This window comes from Phycisphaerales bacterium, assembly GCA_040217175.1.
GTDB lineage: Bacteria > Planctomycetota > Phycisphaerae > Phycisphaerales > UBA1924 > JAHCJI01.
The window spans coordinates 61,470-85,272 of record JAVJNT010000002.1 but is presented as its reverse complement, the minus strand read 5'-3'; the positions used below and the strand labels follow the sequence as shown (position 1 = coordinate 85,272).

Annotated in this window: 19 protein-coding genes; 7 read left to right on the top strand and 12 right to left on the bottom strand. The window is 68.2% G+C overall.

The genetic code is table 11. The annotated features are described in order from the left end of the window. Positions 1-2: 2 nt before the first annotated feature. Together yidC and RIA68_07365 are read right to left on the bottom strand one after the other, a co-directional pair. Positions 3-2,315 (bottom strand): membrane protein insertase YidC, encoded by a 2,313-nt coding sequence (gene yidC, locus RIA68_07370; GenBank protein ID MEQ8317259.1) that lies wholly within the window; start codon positions 2,313-2,315, stop codon positions 3-5. Between the two features lie 6 nt (positions 2,316-2,321). Further along, entirely contained in the window at positions 2,322-3,098 is a 777-nt protein-coding gene (locus RIA68_07365) for a metallophosphoesterase family protein (GenBank protein MEQ8317258.1), read from the bottom strand. Positions 3,099-3,538: 440 nt separating this feature from the next. Between RIA68_07365 and RIA68_07360 the strand changes: the two genes are divergently transcribed. Together RIA68_07360 and RIA68_07355 are read left to right on the top strand one after the other, a co-directional pair. Continuing rightward, positions 3,539-4,123, top strand: coding sequence for an ATP-dependent Clp protease proteolytic subunit (locus tag RIA68_07360; protein MEQ8317257.1), 585 nt, complete (start codon positions 3,539-3,541; stop codon positions 4,121-4,123). Positions 4,124-4,195: 72 nt separating this feature from the next. Beyond that, a complete protein-coding gene (locus RIA68_07355) occupies positions 4,196-4,828 on the top strand; it encodes an ATP-dependent Clp protease proteolytic subunit (protein ID MEQ8317256.1) in 633 nt (210 codons plus the stop codon). Between the two features lie 138 nt (positions 4,829-4,966). Here the strand turns inward: RIA68_07355 and RIA68_07350 are convergent, their stop codons facing one another. The 3 genes from RIA68_07350 to RIA68_07340 form a co-directional block, all read right to left on the bottom strand. Next, positions 4,967-6,220, bottom strand: coding sequence for a hypothetical protein (locus RIA68_07350; protein MEQ8317255.1), 1,254 nt, complete (start codon positions 6,218-6,220; stop codon positions 4,967-4,969). 213 nt (positions 6,221-6,433) lie between these two features. After that, the gene (gene dnaA, locus RIA68_07345) at positions 6,434-7,804 is read right to left on the bottom strand and encodes a chromosomal replication initiator protein DnaA (GenBank protein MEQ8317254.1); all 1,371 of its coding nucleotides are present in this window, start codon (positions 7,802-7,804) and stop codon (positions 6,434-6,436) included. A gap of 210 nt (positions 7,805-8,014) precedes the next feature. Further along, a complete protein-coding gene (locus tag RIA68_07340; GenBank protein ID MEQ8317253.1) occupies positions 8,015-8,935 on the bottom strand; it encodes an MBL fold metallo-hydrolase in 921 nt (306 codons plus the stop codon). A gap of 137 nt (positions 8,936-9,072) precedes the next feature. On the opposite strand from RIA68_07340, the gene RIA68_07335 reads away from it, so the two are divergent. Further along, a complete protein-coding gene (locus RIA68_07335) occupies positions 9,073-9,924 on the top strand; it encodes a VTT domain-containing protein (protein MEQ8317252.1) in 852 nt (283 codons plus the stop codon). Positions 9,925-9,930: 6 nt separating this feature from the next. On the opposite strand, the gene RIA68_07330 is transcribed toward RIA68_07335, so the two are convergent. Both RIA68_07330 and RIA68_07325 read right to left on the bottom strand, forming a co-directional pair. Beyond that, positions 9,931-12,207 carry a hypothetical protein gene (locus RIA68_07330; protein MEQ8317251.1) on the bottom strand — a complete coding sequence of 759 codons (2,277 nt, stop codon included), beginning with the start codon at positions 12,205-12,207 and terminating at the stop codon, positions 9,931-9,933. A 36-nt stretch (positions 12,208-12,243) separates the two neighbouring features. Next, positions 12,244-12,999, bottom strand: coding sequence for a sigma-70 family RNA polymerase sigma factor (locus tag RIA68_07325; GenBank protein ID MEQ8317250.1), 756 nt, complete (start codon positions 12,997-12,999; stop codon positions 12,244-12,246). A gap of 334 nt (positions 13,000-13,333) precedes the next feature. On the opposite strand from RIA68_07325, the gene RIA68_07320 reads away from it, so the two are divergent. Next, complete coding sequence (locus RIA68_07320; protein ID MEQ8317249.1) at positions 13,334-14,248, top strand: hypothetical protein; 915 nt, start codon at positions 13,334-13,336, stop codon at positions 14,246-14,248. A gap of 199 nt (positions 14,249-14,447) precedes the next feature. Further along, positions 14,448-15,614, top strand: a complete 1,167-nt coding sequence (locus RIA68_07315) for a cobalamin-dependent protein (GenBank protein ID MEQ8317248.1) — start codon at positions 14,448-14,450, stop codon at positions 15,612-15,614. Positions 15,615-15,620: 6 nt separating this feature from the next. Here the strand turns inward: RIA68_07315 and RIA68_07310 are convergent, their stop codons facing one another. Then, complete coding sequence (locus RIA68_07310) at positions 15,621-16,577, bottom strand: TIGR01777 family oxidoreductase (GenBank protein ID MEQ8317247.1); 957 nt, start codon at positions 16,575-16,577, stop codon at positions 15,621-15,623. Between the two features lie 164 nt (positions 16,578-16,741). Between RIA68_07310 and RIA68_07305 the strand changes: the two genes are divergently transcribed. Continuing rightward, entirely contained in the window at positions 16,742-18,298 is a 1,557-nt protein-coding gene (locus tag RIA68_07305) for a CRTAC1 family protein (protein ID MEQ8317246.1), read from the top strand. Next, a complete protein-coding gene (locus RIA68_07300; GenBank protein MEQ8317245.1) occupies positions 18,299-18,601 on the top strand; it encodes a DUF1294 domain-containing protein in 303 nt (100 codons plus the stop codon). Here RIA68_07300 and RIA68_07295 read toward each other — a convergent pair. From RIA68_07295 to RIA68_07280, 4 genes are read right to left on the bottom strand one after another with little or no spacing between them, the layout of a single operon-like run. Beyond that, on the bottom strand, positions 18,598-20,295 hold the full coding sequence (locus RIA68_07295; protein MEQ8317244.1) for a TolC family protein: 1,698 nt from the start codon (positions 20,293-20,295) through the stop codon (positions 18,598-18,600). The genes RIA68_07300 and RIA68_07295 overlap by 4 nt on opposite strands. Positions 20,296-20,319: 24 nt before the next feature. Further along, entirely contained in the window at positions 20,320-21,561 is a 1,242-nt protein-coding gene (locus RIA68_07290) for an ABC transporter permease (GenBank protein ID MEQ8317243.1), read from the bottom strand. Further along, a complete protein-coding gene (locus RIA68_07285) occupies positions 21,558-22,361 on the bottom strand; it encodes an ABC transporter ATP-binding protein (protein ID MEQ8317242.1) in 804 nt (267 codons plus the stop codon). Before RIA68_07285 ends, RIA68_07290 begins: the two co-directional genes overlap by 4 nt. Further along, positions 22,339-23,655, bottom strand: coding sequence for an efflux RND transporter periplasmic adaptor subunit (locus tag RIA68_07280; protein ID MEQ8317241.1), 1,317 nt, complete (start codon positions 23,653-23,655; stop codon positions 22,339-22,341). The genes RIA68_07285 and RIA68_07280 overlap by 23 nt, the downstream gene beginning before the upstream one ends. Positions 23,656-23,803: the final 148 nt, after the last annotated feature.

The following is a 23,803-nucleotide window of genomic DNA, read 5'->3' as shown; positions in this document are numbered from 1 at the left end:
CGTCAGGGCCGGCGGCCCTTTCGGCGGTTTTCGGTCTTCTTTCGCCGGGCGCCCAGCGCGCCGCTGGTCGGGCCCTTGGCGGGCCCCTGGCCTCGGGCGGCCTGCATCATCTCCTGGCGCTGCTGGGCGCGTTCCATGAGGCGCTGCATGTAGGTCTTCTTGCCCGGGTCGCGCTGCTTGGGGGTGAGCAGGTCGTTCTTGTTGATGTGGGCGCGGATGTAGCGCATTTCGATGATGCCCAGGGCCGAGTTGGCGATGAAGTAGACCGCCAGGCCGCTGGGCGCGTTGTACATGAAGATCGGGAACATCACGACCATCATGACCTTCATCATGCGCTGCTGGGCCAGCTGCTCGGGCGTCATGGTGGCGCTGGGCGGCGGCATCATGTACTTCTGCTGCACGAAGAACACCACGCCCAGCAGCAGCGGCAGCACGTTGATCGCCGTGATCGTGCCCATCAGCGGCAGGGAGAAGTGCACCGCCTGGGGCAGCGGGATGGCGCTGTCTGGCTGGGCGAGGTCGGCCAGGAAGGGCCAGCCGCCGATCATCTGGAAGACGCCGAAGAAGGCCGCCTCGTGGCGCAGCTCAATGGCGAAGTAGAGCGAGGCATACAGCGCGATCCACACGGGCGTCTGCAGGAACATGGGCAGGCAGCCCAGCATGCCGGCGGGGTTGATGCCCTCCTCGCGCCAGAGCTTGGCCATCTCGGCCTGCATGCGCTTGGGATCGCTCTTGTACTTCTCCTGGATCTTCTTCTGCTTGGGCGCCATCTGCTGCATCTGGTGGCTGAACCGCTGCACGCGGATCTGGCTCCACTTGGTCACCGGATGCAGCACCGTTCGGACGATCAGCACGAGGATGATGATGGCCAGCGCCCAGTCGAGCGTGACGTAGTCGTGGATGAGGTTCAGCAGCCACACCAGGATGTGGGCCAGCCACGGGAACGTGCAGAAGCCGCAGGGACCGCCGAACGTGTACTGCACGAGCTGCCGGAGCATGACGGCGTTCGCCGACGGGTTCGACGTGATGAGCGAGCGGGAGAGGGGGCCCGCGTAGATGCCGATCTGGTGCGCCGATGCCTCTCCCGCAGGCACCTCGTAGGCCGGGCTGGTGACTTCGAGACCCAGCACGTAGTTGGGCTCATTGGGGCGGGCGGCCGTATCGAGCAGCACGCGCGATACCGACTCGACCGGCGTCAGCAGCGGGATCGAGCCCGCAGAGGCATCGCCCTCGGCCACGCCGTGCATCGCCACGCCGAAGTAGCGATTGGTCAGGCCGGCCCAGGCGAGCCGGTTCCCGTTGTTCTCGGCCTGGGTCGTGGGCCAGAGCCTGCGAGAGGCTTCGTAGCGCCCGGTCTGCTTGTCGCGCTTGCCCGAGACGGCCGCGATCGTCTCCATGTAGTCGCCGCCGACGACGAAGTTGGGGTTGCCTGGCTCGACGAAACCGAAGCGCACGCGCCGCTTGTCGCCGCCGTAGCCCTGGCTCTCTTGGTAGAGCTGGGCGGGGCCGAAGGTGATCCAGCGGACGTCGAGGGGCTGGTCGGTCAGGTTGCGGGCCGAGTGGCGGAGCGTGAAGTCGTGGCTCGTGCCGTCGGCCTGGTAGTGGCGCTCCAGCGTGAGCACGGGCGTGCCCTGGGCGTCCACGATGGTTGCGTCGAATCGGCCGGGCCCGACCTCGTTCCACGCGGGCTGCACCACGCCGGCATCGTCGAGGGCCGTGTAGATCGGGACGCGTTGGCCGTCGATCTCGACGGCGACGGCGGCGAAGGGCACGATGCGAACGGTGCCACCGGTGACGGTGGGGAGGTTCCAGGTCTCTTGGACGGGCACGGGGTCGGCCGAGCCCAGCTTGCGCGAGAAGCCGGCCAGCTCGATGCGCTCGACGCCCGCGCCCAGGGGCGAGAACGAAAGCTCGAGCGCGAACGCCTCCGGGTCGACGCCGCCGATGCGGGCCGGCTGCATGGCGGCATTGGGATCGAGCGCCGGGAGCACGCGGTACGCCGGCATGTCGGCAGGGGGCGGGGCCTGCGTCTCTGGTTCGGGCGAGGGCGATTCGGTCGGCTCGTCCGCGGGCTGCGCGGTCTCGCCGGCGTCGGCCTGGACCGGCTCGTCGTCGGCTGCCTCTTCGGATGCGCCATCGGTCGCCGGCGTCGTGTCGGGCGTGGCTGGTTGTTCCTGTTGGCCCTGCTGTTGGCCGGTCGTTCCGGTGCCGCTGCCGCTCTGGTTGATCACCGGCAGCGCGATGAGCAGGCCGAGGGCGACCAGGATCGAGAGCGGGATCAGGATGCGTGCGATGCTCTTGGTCGGTGCTGCCATGGGTCTCTATTGCCCGCCAAAGAGGCGATCGCCCAGGTAGTCGTCGAGCTCGGCGATGGCCTTGATCTTGTCGGCGGTGTCCTGGACGTCGTACTCGACGCGGTGGAATTCCACGCGATCCTCGTGCAGCATCGCGTAGCAGGCCCGGGGGTCGCCGTCGCGCGGCTGGCCGACCGAGCCCACGTTGATGATGATCTTCTCGCCCTCGCGGAGCTTGAAGCCCGAATCGCCCAGTTCGTCGGGCGGGTAGAAGTCTGGCTCGTCGGTAAAGACGCCCGGCACGTGCGTGTGGCCGACCACGCAGGCGCCCTCGAAGCGCTCGAAGATGGCCTCGAGCTTCTCGGGCGCGTCGCGAACGTCCTTATCGAAGATGTACTCGTTGATCGGCCGGCGGGGCGAGCCATGGACCGCCAGCAGGGGCACGCCGAAGGGCGAGTCGGCGTCGGCGACGCGGACTCGCAGCCGGCCCAGGAAGTTGTACCGCTCGGTGCGCTTGGCCTCGTCGGGCTCCGCATCGAATTGCTCGCGCGTCCAGTAGGCCGAGCCGGCGGCCATGGGGTTGAAGTTCGTGGGCTCGTAGAGGACCGCGAAGTCGTGGTTGCCCATGAGCGACCAGGCGCACCGTTCGCGGACGAGATCGACGCAGGCCAGCGGCTCGGGGCCATACCCGACGATGTCGCCCAGGCACACGACGCGATCGACGCCCTTGGCCTCGATGTCGGCCAGCACGGCCCGCAGGGCGGTGGCGTTCCCGTGCATGTCGCTGATCACGGCGGTCGGCAAAGAACAGATCCTCCGCGGGCGAGCCCGCCGGCTTCCAGGCACCCGCAGGTCCCCGCCGGGACCGCAGTGGGCGGGAGTGTACGGAACCGGTGGCCCCAAGGCCATCGCCGGCCCTCGGTGGCTGATCGGGTCCGCGACGCCCCCCATGCCGCCCGGTCGCTATCGCTCGCTGCCAGAACGGCGGGCCGGCGGCGGGCCCCGGCCGAACCGGGCGCGGGCTTCCGGCCGATATGGGGTGCGTCGGCGACCCCGGGTAGCCTTGGGGCGTCTGGGATTGGTGGGCAAACTGGCCCATCGGTTGCAGCCCCGACGCCGGCGAGCCGATGAACGGCTTGTCGGGAAGCCTCCACCCCGGCCACCGGGCCCGAGCCCGGACCGGCCGGCAATTCCACGGATACGGGTCGGCTACCAGTCGGCTTCAGAGAGGAGAAGGTCCGCCCATGCCCGCATCGGCAGTTTCCTACCAGCGCACGCGTGAGATGACCATCGACGAGCTCTTGCTCGAGAATCGGGTCGTGTTCCTGATCGGTGAGATCAACTTCGCTTCGGCGGCCCGCGTCATGATGCAGATGCTGTACCTCGAAGACCAAAAGCGAGGCCAGCAGATCAACTTCTACATCAACAGCCCGGGCGGCGCCGTCGACGACACGCTGGCGATCTACGACACCATGCAGTTCCTCTCCAGCCCCGTCGCGACGTATTGCATCGGCCGCGCCTACTCGGGCGGGGCGGTGCTGCTGACCGCCGGCGAGAAGGGCAAGCGGTACATCCTGCCCCACGCCAAGGTCATGATCCACCAGCCCTACGGCGGCGTGACCGGCCAGGCCGAGGACATCCGCCTGCAGGCCGAGCAGATCATCAAGAGCAAGCGTGCGCTGAACGAGATCCTGGCCAATCACACCGGACAGGACGCCGAAACCATCCAGCGCGACAGCGAGCGCGACAAGTACTTCAGCGCCGAAGAGGCCAAGGCCTACGGCATCGTCGACGAGGTGCTCCAGCACACGAAGAAGTCCGGCGGCTGAGCCGACGCGACTTCCAACACCCCGTCATGCCGCTGACCGTAGAAGACCACCCCAAGCCGGAGACCCCCGCCCATGAGCGTTGAATCGAACTACCTGGTGCCCATCGTCATCGAGAAGACCGGCCGCGGCGAGCGGTCGTACGACATCTACTCGCGCCTGCTGAAGGACAGGATCATCTTCCTGGGCGGGCCGGTGATGGACGACATGGCCAACCTGATCGTGGCCCAGCTCCTGTTCCTGGCCAACGAAGACCCCGAGGGCGACGTGCACCTCTACGTCAACTCGCCCGGTGGCAGCGTCACCAGCGGCCTGGGCATCATCGACACGATGAACTTCATCCAGCCCGATGTGCGTACGTACATCATCGGCCAGGCGTCGAGCATGGGCTCGGTCATCGCCGCCAGCGGCGCGAAGGGCAAGCGCTTCTGCCTGCGCAACAGCCGCAACCTCATGCACCAGCCGCTCATCGGCGGCGTGATGGAGGGCCAGGCAACTGACCTGGAGATCGAGGCCAAGGAGATCATCCGCCTCCGCGAGCGCCTGTACCAGATCTACGCCGACGCGACGGGCCAGGACAAGGACAAGATCGAGCGCGACTGCGATCGAAACCTTTGGCTCGATGACGAAGAAATGCTCAAGTACGGGCTGATCGACAAGGTCCTCGAGAACATGCCGCGCGTCGCCCACCACGAGAAGGACGACTAGGCGGAAGTGAAAGAAATCCCCGGCACCGCGCACACGCGGCTGCCGGGGACGTTGGAGAAGAGCCGACCCCGTGGCTCGGCTCCAGAGCACCACGAGTCACGCCGCCCGGGTCCACACCAGGCCCGGGCGGTTTTCTGTTTAGCGTCCGCGAATGGTCGAGCGTTCCGACCGCTCGTACTCATCGAAGAGGCGGTCCTGCTGCGAACGCATGCTGGCGTCCGCTCTCGTGTAGGTGGCCTTGTAGATCACGTTGGGAGCGATCTGCGCGTCGCGGCCCTCCCGATCCTGCCGCTGGTCGCCGTCGCGACGGTCGCTGCGATCATCGTTCTGCCGGTCCCCACGCTGGCTCGGCTGGCCGCCGAGATCGGTGCTCGCGGCCGAGCCAACCGATGTCGGTCCGCGGTAGGCCGTGATGGAGTATTGCTCGTTGCTCTCCATCTGCAGCACGATGCTCATGCCTTCGACCGCGCCGACCTTGGTGACCGTGGTCGTGCCGTCACCGTTGCGGCTCGTGCGGTCCTGGCCCGGCCGCGTCGCCGACGGGGACGTACGGTCGGCGCCGGTGAACACGATGCGGCGGGCGCCCTGGTCGTACTTGCCGGTGAAGTAGTGGATGGCGGCGCTCTGCCCGGTCATGAGCACGAGGTTGTACTCGCCCGTGCGACCGTCGTAGCCGAGGAAAGACACGCTACGGAGGGCGTTGCTGTCGAAGCCGTCCTGCCGCATCGTGCGGGTGGACGTCGTGGCCTCACGACGCTCGGCCCGACGATCCATCTCCCGCTGGTCGTCGCGCTCGTTGCCGGGTTCACCTTCGCGAACCGCGGGCCCGCCACGCGTCTCGGCCACGCCCTCACCGAAGAGCAGCGTGGTGCGGAGGATGTTCCCGTCCATCACCCGGTGCGAGCGAGCGAGTCCGTCGGCGCTCGACGTCGCCTGCGTCTGCATCGACCCATTGCGAGCCGTGCCGGTGCGGTCCTGGCGCTGTCCATTGCGCTCGACGCCGTCGCGTTCGCGGCGATCCGTCTCACGGCGGTCCTGCTCGCGGCGAGCGTCGCCGTCGCGAGGCGTCGTCGAGTCTGGGTTGGCGCCTTCGCGGCCTTCCGGCGAGCGACGATCGGTTCCGCCGGTGTTCATCGCGTCCCAGTTGGTGCGGTTCACCCGCACCTGGACGTTCCACAATCCCTCGAGCGAGGTGAGGATGTTGGCGGACGAGCCATAGCGGCCGTCGCGATCACGGACGGCGGCGGCAGCTTCTTCGAGCCGGTCCTGGCGATCCTGCTGCGTGCGATCGGGCCTGTCCTGGTCGTTGTTGCTGCGGGTCTGCGCGAGGGCGGGGCCCGCCGAGATGGCAAGGGCAAGCCCGCTCACGAAGACGAGTTGCGTGGTGTTCATCGAGGTTCTCCTTGGTCGCGGCCCGTGGTCGAGTGTGACCATCCGCCGCGGTGTTGCGTTGCTCGCGTCCGATGTGGACGAGTCAATGACACAACTTTCCCCCGGCAGGGTGGAGTCCCCCTGAAGCGGGGGTGATTTTGGCTTTATTCTGTGGAAGGCGAGTTCGAACGCCGTGGAGCGGCGCGGCAAGCGGGCAGAACGGTTCGGACGCCGTCAGCCTTGCTGAGAACCCACGATGCGCGACTCCAGCCGCTCGAGTTCGCCGGCGAACTGCGGGTCGGTGTCCCGGAGTTCGGCCACCGTCTTGGCGCCGTGCATGACGGTCGTGTGGTCTCGCCCGCCGAGGTAGCCGCCGATCTCTTCGAGCGAGTGTCGCGTGTGCTTGCGGGCCAGGTACATCACGACCTGCCTGGGGCGGGCGATCGACCGCGTCTTCTTCTTGGCCTGCAGGTCGCTGAGCTTGACGCCGTAGAAGCTGATGGCCGCGTCGAGCACCGCCTGCATGGTGGCGCTGGTGGCCGCGTCGGTCTTCTCCGGGGCGGCGATCGTCTTGCGTGCCAGGTCGAGGTCGATGTCCTGGCCGTCGACCGACGAGCGGATCTGGAGGTTCGTGATGGCGCCCTCGAGCTCGCGGATGTTCGAGTCGATGCAGGCCGCCACGTGCTCTGCAACGCCCTCGCCCAGCGTCAGGCCCCGCAGGCGGGCCTTGGTCTTGACGATGGCGATGCGCGTCTCGTAGTCGGGGGCCTCGACGGCGGTGACCAGGCCCCACTTGAACCGGCTGACCAGGCGATCTTCGAGGTCGGGGATGTCCTCGGGCGGCGCGTCGGAGCTCAGCACGATCTGGCGGTTGGTCTGGTAGAGCGCGTTGAACGTGTGGAAGAACTCTTCCTGCGTCCGATCGCGCTTGGCCAGGAAGTGCACGTCGTCGATCACCAGCATGTTGACCTGCCGAAACTCGTTGCGGAAGTCGCCCATCCGTCCGGCCTGCACCGCCTCCATGAACTGGCTCGTGAACTCGTCGCACGAGACGTACTCGATGACCCAGTCGGGGTGCTGGTCCTTGATCCGGATGCAGATCGACTGCAGCAGGTGCGTCTTGCCCAGGCCGACGTCGCCGTGGATGAACAGCGGGTTGTACCGCATGCCGGGCTCTTCGGCCACGGCCTGCGCGGCGGCGTGCGCCAGGCGGTTGCCCGGGCCGATGATGAAGTTCTTGAAGGTGTTGTCGGCGTTGATCGCGAGCTGTCGCGCGTTTCGGACGGCCGGGGCTGCCTGGCCCTGGGGCCCGACGAACCGGACGTTGACCAGCTGGCCCGAGGCGAGCCGGGCGGCCTGGGTGAACATGCCGGCGTAGTCTCGCTCCATGTGGTCGCGCTGCACGTCGCTGGCGCACCGCACCGTCAGCAGGCCCGACGCCAACGCGACGGGCTCGAGCTCGTCGAACCACACGCGCACTAGCGTGGGCTGCTCCGAACGGACCGTCGCGAGGGCTTCGGTCCACAGCGTCACCGCCTCGGGCCGGCCGCTGTGCGAGTCTTGCCCCGATCCGCTTGACGAGCCGTTGGACGAGACGAACCCCATGCAGGCACCTCAGTCCGCGTCGGTTCCGTGTTCGGCGGTGGGCGCAAGACAGAGCGGCCGTTTCCGCGGCTTGCACTGCCTGACGGGTACGGGTGGCTCGGGTTCCCACCGCTCGAACGGACGCGGTGTTCAAGATACCACAAGTCGTCGAGCGTGTCAACCGCTTCCGACACCCGGCCGATGCCGAATGCGGCTGGCGTACTCGTGGCGCTACTTTTCGCTGGACTGTTCGTTCGACTCGGCGACCAGCCGTTCGTACTCGTGGCGGTTGGCTCGATGGTCCATGAGCACGCGGACGCGCGCAAGTTGCTCGGGGTCGAGCCGCTCTTCGAGCGCCTGACGGACATCCCCCAACTGCGTGCGGCGGGAGATGTGGCCCAGGATGAGCATCTGGCAGTTCAGCAGCGGCAGCCATTGGGCGATGTCGTCCACGTGCATGTGCATGCCGATGCGTGACCGCTTGTGGTGGCCCTTCTCGAAGAACGTGCACTCGGCGATGACGATCCGGGCCTCGCGGACGTCGGCGCGGAGCAGGTGGGCCCCGGGCAGCGTGTCGCCCGTGTAGGCCACCAGGGGCACCTCGAAGCTGCGGGTGATCTCTTCGCCGCGCTTTTTGAGCTCGACGAGCTTCTCCTGTGGCAGGCCGACGAAGTCTTCCTTGAGCTTGGTGCGCTTCTCGTAGACGACGTACCCCATCGAGGGGGCCGTGTGCTCGGTGTGGAAGCCGCGAAGGTAGTGGTTGGGCTTCAGAAGGTGGCTCTGGCCGTCTTCGAGGGGGTGGATCTCGTAGGGCGTGCGCTGGCGTTCGAGGCCGACGTAGCCCTCGACCATGCGGCGGATGTCGCCCTCGATGCGTGCGTCGCAGGCGATGGCTCCGGTGCCCATGCCCTGGAACTGCCGCTGGCTGAGGTAGTAGGCCAGGCCGCCCACGTGGTCCATGTGGCCGTGGCTGAGCGCGCAGATGGGGCTGGCCAGCATCGGCCTTGGGCACGCGCCCATGTCGAAGCACACGTCGAGCTCGGGGACCTGGATCGCGGTCGCCTCGCCGGCGATCGAGATGCCCTGGACGCGGTAGGGCGGCGAGTAGATGAAGCCCAGGGAGGGCTCACGCGGCGGGGGCTTGGGCAGCATGGAAGGGCAGGACCTCGGCCCGCGATCGCGGGCAGGAAAGGCGCCGGGGCGGCCGGTGGGCCGAACGGCGCGGGGTTTCTCGTCAACACACGAGGATAGGCGATGGCGCGTCTGGGCATCGCCGCGTACGCTGGGCCATGACCAAGCCCGACCAGCCCAGCGACGCCGAGCACGCCCCGACGAAGGATGCGGAGGCGAGCCAGGCGGCCGAGAGCGAGAGCACGGCGTCGGAGCAGGAGTCGACGGAGAAAAAAGAGGGCTTCGTCTCGTTCTTCAAGCGGCTGGGGCCCGCCGGAGTCCTCGCCATCGCGTGGACGGCGATGCCGCCGCTTGGGGGGATCTTGCTGCTGGCCTTCATCGGCGACATCTCGGCCTGGCTCGAGACACACCAACTGATGGGCGTGGTGCTGTACTCGGTGCTGTTCATGTTCAGCGCCGGGTTTGGGGCGCTGCCGACGTACTCGCAGGCGTTGCTCGGCGGGTGGGCGTTCGGGCCCGTCGTCGGCTTCCTCGCGGCGTGGGCTGGCTTCGTCGGCGCGTCGCTGATCGGGTACACGATCGCGCGGACCATCTCGAAGCGCCGCGTCGAGAAGATGATCGACGAAAACGCCAAGGCCCGGGCCGTGCGGGACGCACTCATCGGGCACGGCCTGGTGCGAACGACCGCGATCGTGGCGCTCATCCGCGTGCCGCCCAACTCGCCTTTTGCGCTCACGAACCTGGCGATGGCCGCTTCGGGCGTCAGGCTCGTGCCCTACGTGGTCGGGACGGCCCTGGGCATGGCGCCGCGTACGTTCGCGGCGGTGTGGCTGGCCTCCGAGGGCGCCAAGCGCGGCGACAACCTCGTCGACTTGTTCAAGCGAGACAGGCTGGAGATCATCATCGCGCTCGTGGTGACGTTTGCCGTGCTGGGCGTGATCGGCTACATCGCAAAGCGGGCGCTCGAGAAGGTCTCGGGCGCCCAGCCGAAGCCGGTCAAGGCTGAGTGATCAGGATCAGGGCAGGCGGCGAATGGCGTTGATGATCGATTCGCCCGCGTCGCCTCGAGCGCCCGTGATCGTGGTGGCGTTCGAAGCGTCGCGCTCATCGGCGGCGATCCAATAGATCGCGTCGACCTCGTCGGCCTCGCGGATCCACTCGCCCAGCATCTTGCTGCCCGAGGCCGTCCGCGGGTCGTTCATGCCGACGTAGCTGCGGAGCGTGGCGAGCAGCTCGGTGACGTGCGAAAGCTCGTCCGCATCGGCGTTGTGCGTGTCCAGCACGCGGACGCCGGCGGCCCGCAGCGCCGCGAGCCGGTGCTCGAGCACGGCCCGCTGCTCGAGGCTCAGCCCCGTCGCGTCGCGCACCACGAGCAAGGTGCCGTCGACGTCGCCCTTGCGCTCGGCCGAAAGACGGACGGCGTGGCGGATCTCCTCGGCCAGGTCGCCCGGGGAATCGAAGCGGCGGGGCTTCCACGGAGCGTCGGGGCCATCGGGGGCGCTGATGTGGCTGCGGCCCTCGTAGTAATTGCTATCCGGGCCGGCGTAGCGCAGCGTGATGAGGCCCGCGGCGATGGCGGGCATGATGACCAGAATGATGGCAAGCCCGACGCCGAAGCGGGCACCGCTGCCCGGCTTGCTGCCCTTGCCGGTGATCTGGCGGCGACGCTGGTGCGCGCGGTTGCGGCGGTCGTGGGCGCGCTGACGCGCGGCGGCGCGCTGCTCGGCGGCGGCGCGGTGCTTGGTGGCGCCCGGAAGCGGCGCTCCGGCGCGTACGAATGCGGGCGCGGGGGCGCCGACGTCGACCGGAACGTCGGCCTGCGGCTTGGCCTCCTTGCCGCCCACCGTGAAGCTGCCCGACCACCAGTTCAGCACGCGGATCCGTCGCGGCGGAACGGCGCCCTCGCCCTCGCCGTCTTCATCCCGTGGCAGGGGCGGCGGGGGAGTCTGGTGCGCAACCGGGGAGACGGCGCGCGGGTCGTCGACCTCGTCGGCCTCCATGGCCGATGCAATCGCGGCACCGCCGCCCATGCTGGGCAACTCGGCGGGCTTGATGGCGAACATGTCCTCGGACGTCAGCACGAACTGGATGTCGCCCAGCATCTCGCCGGCCGAGCGATACCGCTTGTCGTAGTCGGTCATCGCGCGGCGGATGATCCAGCGGACGGCTTCGGGGCACGGCTGGCTGACGCGGCTGAGCCCGCCGTGGGCGGGGAAGCTGTTCTCGATCATCGAGTACAGCACGGCGCCAGCGGCGTAGACGTCGAATCGCTCGCCGTCGACCTCGTTGACCTTCACGCCGCGGAGGGCCATGCGGACCATCTCCGGATCGCGGAAGTACTCGGTGCCATGCGTGGTCAGCGTCATGGCCGAGCGCAGGTGGGTGATGAGCCCGAAGTCGACCAGGCGTGCCTTGTCGCCGTCGACGATGATGTTGTCGGGCTTGACGTCCTTGTGCCACAGCCCGCCCTTGTGGTAGGCGGCCAGCGTGTCCAGCAGGTCGCGCTGGTAGCCCAGCACGGTCTTGAGGTCGCGCTTGCTCAGGCCCTTGGCGCCCGTCATGGCGTGCATCTGCTGCGTGACGCGGGTGAGCGACTCGCCCGGCGCGTAGCGCATGACGTAGTAAAACCGCTCGTCGGTCAGCTCGTGCTCGAGCACGAGGCCCATCTTGCGGGCCGCGTCGAGGCTCCGGCTCTCACGGACGATCTGCGGTAGGCTCGAGCCTTCGCGCAGGTGGAACGACTTGATCACGACCTGGTCGACCTCGCCGAGGTTCTGACGCAGGAACGAGCCACGCTTGCGCTCGTCCGGCGTGGCGAGGTACAGCTTGCCGCCCGACCCGCCGCCGGGCAGCGATCCCGTGACGGCGTAGCCGTCGAACGCGCCGGTGCGGCGGCTGGGCTTGTCGGGCCCGGGCGCGGCGGCGACGATCTCGGGAAGCCGGCGCTCCAGGCCCTCGGTGAGCGGGGTGAGGCACAGCAGGCGTGCCGGGTGGCCGATGCACAGGCGATAGAGCGCGGCGCCGAACGTCCGGACCTCGTCGGCCACGCCCTTGCCGAAGTGGCTGGCGGCCGACCATCGCCCGATGACGATGTTGGCGACGACGAGCAGGCTCAGGATGGGCACGACGATGAGCGTGCCGACCAGGCGCAGTGCGTCGCCGACCATGCCGAAGACGAACCCGAACACGCGCTTGACGATAAACGAGAACGCCTTGATGGCGTAGACGATGATGACGACGGCCGCAGGCAGGAGCAAGAGGACGGCGAGGATCAGCAGCAGCGGGGTAGTCATCGGAGCCTCCTGGCTGGCCGGGGGGAGGATGGCCGGTCAGCCGTCCAAGGCGGCCTGTTCGTCCCTCCGTCGGAGCTCGGCCTGCCGGTGATAGATCTCGGCGATGGCCTCGTCGAACAGATCGTCGTCAGCCTTTGTTGGATTCAGGTCGAGCCCGTTTCGCGCCGCCTCGCTCAGTTCGTCCTCGGTGAAGCTGAATTGCTGGACCATGATCCTGGAACGCTCCCGGACCATGTCGCGGATCTTGGCCAGCCGGCGGCTGACCGTGGGCTCGCTGACGCCGATCTGGGCCGCCACGTCACGTCCGGTCATGCCGTCCAGGACGCGCATCCGGTAGATCGAGAAGTCCACGAATTCGGCCTCGTGCTCGACGGCACGCAGGGCGGCCTCGATCTTGGCCCGGAATACGGCCGCCTCGTACTCGGCGTCGGCCCCGATGCTCGTGGGCACGGTCGCCCAACGCTCGTCAAGGGCGACGGCCTTCTTGCCCGAGCCGCGCTTCTGGGCCATGCGTCGGTCGATCTCATCGCCCAGGACGTGCTTGGCGATGGCAAGGAGCCACGTACTGAAGCGGGCGCCGCGGCTGGGGTCGTAGCGGTCGATCGAGTCGCTGAGGGCCGCGAGCGTCTCTTGGGACAGGTCGCGGACGGTCTCGACGCCGATGCGGCCCTTGCCCCAGCGCGTGAGCTGGGTGCGCACGACGGGCCCGAAGGTCTCCCACAACTCGAACCAGGCAGCCTCGTCGTTGCTCCTAAGTCGCCCGATAAAGCTTGTGGTGACAGAGTGCAGCATCCACGGATCCCCTGGTTCCTCGATTCGGCGGGGTGCGGTGGAACGCTCGCCCCCCTCATTATGACGTGCCGGCGGGCCGGGTGATCCCAAAAAGGGGCCTCTGGCCGCCCGCATTGCTTCTTTCGGAAACGGGAAAGTCCGGTTACCCGCGAAGCCGGCAGAATGGCGAGAAACACGGCGGGGCGTGAAATCTCCCGGCGTCGGTTCCCAACAACGGCTGTGACAGGGCGAGTGGCTCCGACAAGGAGGAGCCGACGCCCGCCGGCTGACTCGGACAGGGGCCCGTGCCCCGCGATGAGCCGGAGACACGAACGCCTGTAAGGAGGTCGGCACAATGCCCTTCGTCAAGACCATCATTCGCGTCGGCGTCATCGGGACCCTCGTGGGCGGCGGGCTGATCGCCGTCGCCGGCCCAGAGCGTGTCGGCGCCGCCCTGACTCAGGCCCGCGACACCGTGAACGACACCATCGATCGCAACATCGATGATCCGGTGAAGATGCGGGCCCAGCTCCGCAAGCTCGAGAGCCAGTACCCCGAGCGCATCACCCGCGTCCGCCAGGATTTGGCGACACTCGACACCCAGACCGCCGAGTACGAGCGTGAGCTGGCCGTCGCCGAGCGCGTCGTCGAGTTGGCGCAAGCCGATCTCGAAGCGATGCACGGCCTGTTCGATCGGGCCGAGCACGCCCGGGCCCAGGCCGGCCACGGTGCCATCGTCCGCGTCAGCTTCAACGGCAACAAGATGGATCTCGTCGAGGCGCAGGCCAAGGCGGCACAGATCGCAAAAACCCGCGATGCCTACGAGCTCGAGGCCCAGTCGATCTCGCGTGACATCGATCTGCTTGGCACGCAGCGCCAGCGCCTGAACGACCTGCTGGAGAAGCTCGAGAGCGAGCGGAGCCAGTTCCAGAGCGAGCTGTGGAGGCTCAACCAGCAGATCGACGCGATCGCCCGCAACGAGCGGATGATCGACATGATGGAAGCACGCCAGAAGACCCTGGACGAGCTCGGCCCGTACAAGGCCCACAGCATCGACCAAGTCAAGGACCGCCTGGCCCAGCTCCGGGCCGAGCAGGAAGCCAAGCTCGAGAGCCTGGCGACCGGCGAGAAGGAGCTGAGCTACGAGGACCGCGCCAAGCTGAGCATCGGCGGCCAGGACGCCGTCAGCCGCGAGGACCGCGTGATCGAGGTCGCCCCGACCATCATCGAGGTGCCCGAGGTCCAGACCGAGTCCGGCCGCGTCTACTAGGTCCAAGGTACCGCTTGTCTGACTTCCGACCCCGCTTCCCGGCGGGGTTTTTCGTGCGCCGATGCCGTCGGAGGCCTGCGGCGAACAACCGTGGCGGGACGCATATCCTCTCAACCGGTCGGATCGGGCGCGGTTCGATCGGTTGTTGTTTGGCCTGCCGCGTTGGGCCCGATCCAGTTTGACTGCTTCAGGAGCTTCCATGGCCCAGCCCCTTGGCGCTGCCACCACCGAATTCGAGAAGGCCGACCGCTGCGCGAGCCTCGACCACCGCCCGCGTGTGTTGCTGGGCAAGATGGGCCTGGACGGCCACGATCGCGGCGTGAAGGTGATCGCCCGCGCGATGCGCGATTCTGGCGTGCACGTGATCTATAGCGGGCTCTGGCAGACGCCCAAGAGCCTGGCGATCAGCGCCCGCGACGAGGACGTCGACGTCATCGCGGCAAGCATGATGAGCAACAGCCACCTCACGCTGGGCCCGAACTTGCTCAAGGCCCTCAAGGGCGTGGGGCGAGGCGACATCCCGGTGCACATGGGCGGCATCTTGCCGCAGGAAGACCTGCCCGCGCTCAAGGAAGCCGGCGTTGCCCGCTGCTTTACGACCGGCGTCGGGCTCATCGACATCGTCAACGCCGCGAGCGAGACGGTCGCGGCGTACCCGCAAGAAGTTGAGGGCGGCCATCCGACGGCGCAGCTTGCACGCGACATCAGCCTGGCGCACCTCGAGCGGCCGGTCCGGTCGAGCGCCGTGCGCCGCCGGCCCAAGCGCGTCATCGGCATCACGGGCTCTCCCGGCGCGGGCAAGAGCACGCTGGTGGCCCAGCTCGTGGCCGAGCACGCGCGGCGGGCGGAGGAGGACTCGAGCCTTGGTCGGTGCGCCGTCGTCGCGTTCGACCCGATGAGCCCGATCACCGGCGGCGCCCTGCTTGGCGATCGTTTGCGCGTCGACTTCAATCGCCTGGGCGAGGCGGCGTACTACCGGTCGCTCGCGATCCGGGGCGAGGACTACCACGCCCTCGAAGACGTGACCGACCTCATCGGCGGTGCGTGCGAGGGCCATGGTCCAGATCACTCGGCCTACGACACGCTCTTCATCGAGACCGTGGGCGCGGGGCAGAACGAGACGCGCATCCGCGACCACGTCGATAAGACCATCGTCGTACTCACGCCCGGCATGGGCGACGCCGTGCAGATGGACAAGGCCGGCATCCTCGAAATCGCCGACCTGTTCGTGTGCAACAAGGCCGACCACCCGGGCGAGAACGAGCTAGTGCGAGACCTGCGCGATATCGCGGGCCGCCGGCCGATCCTCGAAACGGTCGCCACGCACGGCAAGGGCATCGCCGAACTGCTCGACGCGCTCGCCTGAGCCCGGTTACTTCTTGGCGTACAGGTCCTGCATCGCGGCATCGACCGACTCGAACTCGAAGCGGAAGCCCTCGTCGATGAGGCGCTGCGGCACGACGTAGCGGCCGTAGATTGCAAGCTCGGGGTCGGTCTTCAGGATGAGCGGTGCGGCAAGGCGAACGCCGAACGCGGGCGCCGGCAGGCCGATTGGCATGCCGATGGCCCTGCGGACCGAGCGCATGAACTCGGCCTGGCTGACGGGATTCGCCGCGCTGGCGATGTATGCTCCCGATGTAGCGTCGTCCTCGATGGCGCGCTGGAAGATGCGGTTCATGTCATGCTCGTGAATCCAGCTGAAGCCCTGCTTGCCGCTGCCGACGCGGCCGCCCAGACCGAGGCGGGCGAGCGTGCCGAGCCGCGTCATCGCGCCGCCGCCCCTGCCGACGACGAAGCTGGTCCTTAGCACGACCCTGCGGACGCCGCTCGGGCACGCCTCGTCGAACGCGGCCTCCCATGCCCTGCCGACGGTCGGCGCGAGTCCGTAGCCGAACGCCGATTGCTCGTCGCAGATCGCCTCGGGCGGGTCGCCGTAGATGTGGGCGGTCGACATCTGCACCCAGACCGGCGGGGGCGTCTGCGCTGCGTCGATCGCCTCCCCGATGGCGCGCGTCGACTCGACCCGCGAGCGCAGGATCTCGTCGCAGTGGTCTGGCGTCTTGACGCAGTCGACCGATCGGCCCGCAAGGTTGACGACGGCTGCGGCACCGTCGATCTCGGCCGACCAGTCGCCCTGCGATCGGCCGTCCCAGCCCACGGCCCGGCCAACGCCGCGGTAGCGTTCGGGCCTTCGCCCGAGTACGACCGGCTCGTAGTTTCTGTCAGCCAGGAAGGCGGCGAGCGATGACCCGAGGAATCCGGTGCCGCCGGCGATGACGACCCGTTTGGGCGTGCCGCGCTTCTCGTCTCCATCCGGCGACACGTCCATGCGGGGACTCCGTGGGTTGTAGTTCGTGATCTTCTCGAGAGCATCCTAACTCAGCCGACACGGCCCTCAAGCCGCACCCGCCGCATCCCGATAACCCCTGCGTGGCCGTAACAAAACGCCGGCCTTGCCGTCGGCGTATAGCCTGCAGCAGGAGGGACGAGGCGATGGATGCGATGCGGATGCTGTTGGGGTTGGCGGTGCTCGGGCCGGTGGCCGGCGCGATCGGCCAGGACGTTCGCTACACCGACATGACCGACGCGAGCGGCATCGACTTCACGCACCGGCAGGCGGTGTGGCCCGTGCCGCCGCTGTTCCCCGGGCAGAACGAGCGGTTCGGCGTCGGAGCGGCGATCGGCGACTTCGACAACGACGGGCTGCAAGACGTCTACATCCCCAACTCGGCCGGCTCGGCCAACCACCTGTACCGCAACAACGGCGACGGCACGTTTACCGAGGTTGGGGCCGCCGCGGGGGTGGACCACGTCGCGGGGTTTAGCAAGCAGGCGCTCTGGCTCGACCTCAACAACGACGGCTTCGACGACCTGGTCGTCTTCAACGATTCGTCGCTGTTCGACGACAGCTTCCCGACCAGCCGCATCTATCGCAACGACGGCGATGGCACCTTCACCGACATGACCGACGCCAGCGGCGTGGTGCACTACGAGGCCACGCACGGCGGCGCGACGGCCGGCGATATCGATAACGACGGCGACCTGGACATCTTCATCGGCGGCTGGTTCGAGCAGACCGCCTACCTGCTCCGCAACGACGGGAGCTTCCGCTTCACCGACATCACCGATGCCGTCGGCGGCTTCCCGGCCGACGACCGGTTCCACTGGCAGCCGGTGATGCTCGACCTCAACGACGATGGATTGCTCGACCTCTACGCGGCCGTCGACTTCGACGAGGACTATGCGCTGCGGAACAACGGCGACGGCACGTTCACCGACGTGAGCAACGAGTGGAACCTGATCCACCACGCCAACGACATGGGCGTGGCGGTGGGGGACGTCGACGGCAACGGCGGGCTGGACATGTACACGACCAACATGTCCTTCAGCCCCTTCAACACCAACGACGAGCCCGGCCCTAATGCCCTGTACATGAACGACGGCACGGGCCGGTTCGAGGAACTTGCGACGGAGATGGGCGTCGACAACACGTTCTTTGCCTGGGGAACCTGGCTGTGGGACGCCGACCTTGACGGCAACCTCGACCTCATGGCCGTCAACGGCTGGGTGCAGCCCGAGTGGCACACGCGGGCGGTCTTCTTCCGAGGCCTGGGCGACGGCCGGTTCCAGGACGCGGGGCTCGGAAGCGGGCTCGACCACCGCGGCGACACGCGTGGCCTGGCGCCCATCGACCTCGAGAACGACGGCGACGTCGACTTCGTGCTTAGCGATGTGTATGGCAAGGCGGTGATCCTGCGCAACGAGACGCCGCGTGACGGCAGGGCGTGGCTCCGCGTCGAGGCCCGGGGCACCGTCAGCAACCGCAACGGCGTGGGCACCAAGATCTGGGTGACCGTCGGCGACAAGACGTGGCGGAGCGACATCTTCGTCGGCGGGAGCTTCTACAGCGCCCCGCCGCTGGAGGCGCACTTCGGGCTGGGCCGAGCCACCACGATTGATCGGGTACGCGTGCTGTTCCCCAGCGGCCGAGAGGTCTTGCTCGAAGACGTCGACGCGAACCAGTTGCTCACGGTCGTCGAGCCGCTCTGAGTGCCGCCGGGTCCGCGGCTGATCCTGTTCATCGCCCTGCTTACGTGGTACGTCGCGGTCGGCGTTGTTGCGTTCGTCGCTTACGCACGCGACAAGCACGCCGCGAAGCGTGGCCACAGGCGGTTCCCCGAGGCGAAGCTGCGCAGGCTCGAATTCATCGGCGGCGCGTTCGGTGCGGCGCTGGCCCAGCGAGTACTACGGCACAAGACGAGCAAGCCCGGGTTCCGGGCGCTCACGCTGCTGATCGCGGCCGTGCACGGCGCGATCGCGTGCGGCGTGGGCTGGTGGGCCTTCTCGGCCTAGTTCTGGTCGGCGCGGGGCGCGTAGCGGAAGCCGCCGAGCTCCGGCCGCGGCGCGAACTCGAGATCGACGCGGGCCTGGCCCAGGAGCGTGCCGGTTGCGACCGCAAGGTTGACCTGCGAGATCTGGTAATCGACGATGGCCGAGAGCTCGCTGAGCTGGGCGTCGGCCAGGCGCGTGCTCGCGTCGAGCACGTCGGTGCTGGTCGTGCGGCCGACGCCAAACTGCCGCTCCTCGGCCCGCAGGGTGCGGGTCGCCAGGCGAACGCGCTCGCGTGCGGCGATGACGCGCTGCCAGCTCGTGGCCATGTCGTCGAGCGCGTCGAGCACATCCTGGCGGATGGTCTGCTCGCGCGACTGCCTGGTCGAGATGCGCTGCAGCCGGCTGAGTACGAGCCCGCGGAGGCGTGAGAGCGCGGCTTCGTTGCCGATGGGGATCGCGGCGGTGAGCGCGATGCGCCAGTCCTCAAACTCGTTCTCGACCAGCACCTCGGTCGCCCCGCCGTGGTTGCCGCCCAAGCCGTTGATGCGGTAGAGCGCGTTGAGATCGAGCTGCGGGAGGGCCTGGTTCTCGCCCAATTCGATGCGGACGAGGTCTTGCGCGAGCTGGAGCTCGACCTCGAGCAGCTCCATGCGCGAGGCCAGGGCGCCGTCGATGAGCGTGGTGGTGTTGGCCTCGTAGAGCGCCGGGTCGGGCACGCTGGCCAGGTCGATCATCGTCTCGCTCTGCACGGGCAGCTCGGGCAGGTTGAGGAGGCGCTTGAGCTCCCGCTGTCGCACGGCGGCCTGGTTCTCGGCCACGATGATCGCCTCGGCCCGGTCGGCCACGCCGCTCTGGGCGCGCAACACCTCGATCTCGGCGATGCGCTGGGCCTCGAGCTGCCGCTCGGCCCGCTCGAGCTGGGCGATCGCGAGGTCTCGCTGCTGGACGCGGACCTCGATCTCCTGCCGGGCCGAGTAGAGCTGCCAGTACGCCCGGTCGACGGCGGCGAGTTGCGCGATGACCTCGAGCTTCGTGCGCGCGGCGGCAAGGTCGCGGTCGAGCGCGGCGATGCGGAGCGCCGCCGTCGTCGCGCGACGCCCGGCCCCGCGGAGCAACGGCTGGCTGATGCTGAACTCGAGGTCTTGCGTGAACGCGGGATCGACCGTCGCGAAGGGGTTGTTGGTCTGGTTGCGTGAGAAGGGCGTCGAGATCGTGAAGTCTCCGCCCAGCCTCGTGGGGATCACCAGCGCGGGATTGAGCGATTGGAACTCCTGCTGAGCGTCCTGCAGCGTGCTGAAGGTGGGCGTGTCGGTCTGCTGGGCCACGCCCGTCACGCGGAAGGTGGCCTCGAAGGCGGCCTCTTCTTCGGAGACCTGCTCGGCCGCGATGGCCGGGGAGATGAGCGAGACGCGGACGTCCAGGTTGTTCTCGATCGCGGCGGCCCGAGCTGCCTCGATCGTCAGTGGCACCACGCCGGCGCCGGCATCGATCACGACCGCACGCGGGAGCTCGGGCGCGGGCTCGGGGTTGGCCTCCAACTCGCTCGACACGGCGACGCGGCGGAGGTCCAGCGGCTTGATGTGCTTCAGGCGGCCATCGGGCCCGAGCAGCGCGTCGCTCTGCGGCGCACGGTCCCACGGCGTCACGCACCCGGATACCAAGAGAAGAGTTGAGGCGAGTGCCGGGGCGAGCACGGCGCGACGAAGCTGGGGCATGCTGGGCTCCACGAGGACAACAAATCAGTCGTGACGCAGCGCGACGATCGGGTCGAGCCGCGCCGCCTTGATGGCCGGGAACACGCCGAACACCACGCCGGTGAACGCGCAGAATCCAACGGCCAGGGCGATCGCCCACATCGGCATGTTGGCTTGTTCGAGCGGTGCATCGGGGATCTGCTTCAGCAGCAGGATGATCGTCTGGCCGATGACGATGCCCACGGCTCCGCCCATGAGGCACAACACGACGGCCTCGGTCAGGAACTGGATGAGGACGACCAGCGGACGCGCGCCGACGGCCTTGCGCAGCCCGATCTCGCGGGTGCGCTCCGAGACCGACACGAGCATGATGTTCATGATTCCGATGCCGCCAACCAGCAGGCTGATGCCCACGATGCCGGTCGCACCCGCGATGAGCCCGGCCGACAGCGACTTGAACTGCTCGACGTACTCCTGGGCGATCTCGATGTCGTAGGTGGCTTCGTCGTCGGGCTCGAGCTTGCGCAACGTGCGGAGCACGAAGTCGATTTCGGCCCGCGTCTCGTCGGCAAGCTCCGGGCTTTCCATCGTGGCCGTGGCGTAGTTGATCCAGCCGTTGGGGTTGAGGATGACCGCGGTCGAGAAGGGCACGAAGAACTCGGCCCGGCTCTCGCCCCCGCCGAACATGCCCGAGAGGTCGAGCGTCTCGACGACGCCCACGATCTGGAATCGTCGACCGCCGAGCAGGATGAACCGTCCGACCGGGTTTGTCGGCAGGTTCAGTTCTTCGATGGCCTGCTCGTTGATGAGCACGACGTAGCGGCGTTGCTCCTCGTCGACCTGGTTGAACGGCCGTCCGATGGTGACCTGGCGGTTCTCGACGTCGTGCCACTGCGGGCGGATGCCGATGGCCGGCGCCGACTCGAGGACGATGTTCTCGTAGTCCACGCGGGCCGAGGCGCGCCACTGGGGGCTGATGTTCGTGACCGACGGGGCGTGCTCGACGATGCCGTCGACCTCTTCGATGCTCAGCTGCACGTCACGCCAGGAGACGCGGCCGCGCCAGCTCTGGGGCAGGCTGCCGTCGATGAAGACCTTGTTGGTGCCGAAGGTCTCGAACTCGGTGAGCACGAAGCCGCGCAGGCCCTCGATCGCCGCGACCGTCGCGACGACGGCGGCCACGCCGATGACGATGCCGAGCGTGGTGAGCAGCGAGCGCACCTTGTTGGCCCAGATCTGGCCCAGCGCGAGCACGACGGTCTGCATGAGCAGGCGGACGATGATCATGCCGGTGCTCCCTCGGTGGCGACCGTCTGGGCGCGCTTGGCGGCCGTGCTGGCGATCGACTGCAGGTAGGCCGTGTGCAGCGGATCGTCGGCGGTCGACATGTCGCTGAACACCCGCCCGTCGCGCAGCCGGACAATCCGATCGGCGTACCCGGCGACTTCTTCCTCGTGGGTCACGATGACTATGGTCTGGCCCTCGTCGTGCAACTCGGTAAACAGCCGGATGATCTCGGTCGTGGTCTGCGAGTCGAGGTTGCCGGTGGGCTCGTCGGCCAGCAGGATGGCCGGATCGTTGACCAGCGCACGGGCGACGGCCACGCGCTGGCGCTGCCCGCCCGAGAGCTGGTTCGGACGATGGCGCAAGCGATCGCCCAGCCCGACCTTGCGCAGCGCCGCCTTGGCTCGGCGGCGCGCTCCGAACACGTGCTTCTTGCTGTAGATCATGGGCAGCATGACGTTTTGGATGGCCGAGGCGCGGGGCAGCAGCTCGAACGTCTGGAAGATGAAGCCGATGCGCTCGTTGCGGACCTTGGCCAGGCGAGTCGCGCTCATCTTGCGCGTGGGAATGCCCGCGAGTTCGTACTCGCCGGCGGTGGGGCGATCGAGGCAGCCCAGCACGTTCATGAGCGTGCTCTTGCCCGAGCCTGACGCGCCCATGATGGCCACGAATTCGCCGGCCTCGATGGTCAGGTCGACGCCATCGAGCGCGTGCACGCGCTCCACGCCCATCTTGTAGATCTTTTCCAGCCCCGTCACGCGGATGGCCGGCGCGTCGGTGTCAGCCCGGCGTCGTTTGAGCATCGCCGGCTCCTTCGTCGGGCGTCTGGTCGTCGGCCGCCGCTTCGGCGTCTTCGCCGTCGACATCGTCCTCGGTCACGGCCTTGCCGTCCTCGAGCTCCCGCAGCACGCGGAAGGGTCCGGTGATGACCGCGTCGTCGACATCCAGGCCCTCGAGGATGACGGTATCGGTCAGATCGCTCACGCCGGTCTTGACCGGCCGCGCCCGCGCGAAGCCGTCCTCCAACACGTAGACGACGGTGGTGAAGGTGCGCTGCCGATCGACCAGCGGAGAGCCGCGGACCGAGTCGGGAAGGTTCTCGACGCGTCGATCGAGCACCGCCTGACTGGGCACCACGATGGCGTCACGCACCGTGTCGACGTAGATGTCTGCGTTGGCGGTCAGGCCGGTGCGGAGCAGGTCGCCCTCGCCCTGCTCGACGAGCACCTCGGCCTGCACGTAGCTCGTGCCGTCGGAAAAGACGCGGCGTTGCAGGCCGACGCGTTCGACGACGCCCTCGAAGACGCGGTCGCCGTAGGCCAGCAGCCGCACGTCGGCGGTCTGGCCTTCCTGCACCAGCCCCACGCTGGTCTCGTCGATGCGGGCCTGCATGAGCATGGTGCCCAGGTCTGCGATCTCCATGATCAGCGAGCCCTGGTTGTTGAACGTGCCCAGCACGGTCTCGCCGACCTCGACGGGCAGGTTCACGATGCGACCGTCGATCGGGCTGGCGATGACGGCGTTCTCGAGGTCTCGCCTGGCGGCTCGGACGTCGGCCTCGGCCGCTTCGATGCCCGCCTCGATCACCGCGACGCTGCTGCGCGCCTGGAGGGCGCGGGTGTTGGCCGCGTCGAACTCGGTCTTGGCGATGTCCTTGGTGTCGAGCAGTTCCTGCAGTCTGCCCAATTCGAGCTGGGCAAGCTCCAGTTCGGCGCGGGCGCCGTCGAGCTGGCTCTTCTGCGAGCGGACGCGGGACTCGGCCGCATCGAGGCGGGCCTGGAGGTCGATGGCGTCGAGCCGGCAGATGACGTCGCCCTCGCGTACCGAATCGCCTTCGACGAACGGCAGGGCGACGATGCGGGCGCTGACCTCGGCGGAGATCTGGACCATCTGCTTGGGCTCGATGGCGCCCGGGGCGTTGATGGTGCGGCGCAGGTCGCTGCGGCGGGCTGGCTCGACGATCACGCGGGCGGCCTCGACCTGGGGCGTAAAACGCTCGCGCAGGCCCTCGGGTCCACCCATCTGCATGAGCCCGAGGGCGCTGCCGACGCCCAGGGTTATCAGAACAACGAGCACGATGGCAATGGTCTTGAGCATGCAGTGCTCCGCAGAGAGTCCCTATCGGGCGTGGTGATAATGCTTCTTGGGATGTCCCGTGGCCGCTTTTCCCGGTTCTGCTGGCGAATCCGGCTCAACGACTCCGGCCTTGCGTGTACAATCACTACCAGTGGAGGGTGTCCCTCTG

Bases quoted from the DNA above. Each gene is read 5' to 3' on its own strand.
- RIA68_07335 (MEQ8317252.1), top strand. From the start codon at position 9,073: ATGACCAAGCCCGACCAGCCCAGCGACGCCGAGCACGCCCCGACGAAG.
- RIA68_07325 (MEQ8317250.1), bottom strand. From the start codon at position 12,999: ATGCTGCACTCTGTCACCACAAGCTTTATCGGGCGACTTAGGAGCAAC.
- RIA68_07290 (MEQ8317243.1), bottom strand. From the start codon at position 21,561: ATGATCATCGTCCGCCTGCTCATGCAGACCGTCGTGCTCGCGCTGGGC.
- RIA68_07330 (MEQ8317251.1), bottom strand. From the start codon at position 12,207: ATGACTACCCCGCTGCTGCTGATCCTCGCCGTCCTCTTGCTCCTGCCT.
- RIA68_07315 (MEQ8317248.1), top strand. From the start codon at position 14,448: ATGGCCCAGCCCCTTGGCGCTGCCACCACCGAATTCGAGAAGGCCGAC.
- dnaA (MEQ8317254.1), bottom strand. From the start codon at position 7,804: ATGGGGTTCGTCTCGTCCAACGGCTCGTCAAGCGGATCGGGGCAAGAC.
- RIA68_07285 (MEQ8317242.1), bottom strand. From the start codon at position 22,361: ATGCTCAAACGACGCCGGGCTGACACCGACGCGCCGGCCATCCGCGTG.
- RIA68_07310 (MEQ8317247.1), bottom strand. From the start codon at position 16,577: ATGGACGTGTCGCCGGATGGAGACGAGAAGCGCGGCACGCCCAAACGG.
- RIA68_07355 (MEQ8317256.1), top strand. From the start codon at position 4,196: ATGAGCGTTGAATCGAACTACCTGGTGCCCATCGTCATCGAGAAGACC.
- yidC (MEQ8317259.1), bottom strand. From the start codon at position 2,315: ATGGCAGCACCGACCAAGAGCATCGCACGCATCCTGATCCCGCTCTCG.
- RIA68_07340 (MEQ8317253.1), bottom strand. From the start codon at position 8,935: ATGCTGCCCAAGCCCCCGCCGCGTGAGCCCTCCCTGGGCTTCATCTAC.
- RIA68_07295 (MEQ8317244.1), bottom strand. From the start codon at position 20,295: ATGCCCCAGCTTCGTCGCGCCGTGCTCGCCCCGGCACTCGCCTCAACT.
- RIA68_07320 (MEQ8317249.1), top strand. From the start codon at position 13,334: ATGCCCTTCGTCAAGACCATCATTCGCGTCGGCGTCATCGGGACCCTC.
- RIA68_07360 (MEQ8317257.1), top strand. From the start codon at position 3,539: ATGCCCGCATCGGCAGTTTCCTACCAGCGCACGCGTGAGATGACCATC.
- RIA68_07350 (MEQ8317255.1), bottom strand. From the start codon at position 6,220: ATGAACACCACGCAACTCGTCTTCGTGAGCGGGCTTGCCCTTGCCATC.
- RIA68_07280 (MEQ8317241.1), bottom strand. From the start codon at position 23,655: ATGCTCAAGACCATTGCCATCGTGCTCGTTGTTCTGATAACCCTGGGC.
- RIA68_07305 (MEQ8317246.1), top strand. From the start codon at position 16,742: ATGGATGCGATGCGGATGCTGTTGGGGTTGGCGGTGCTCGGGCCGGTG.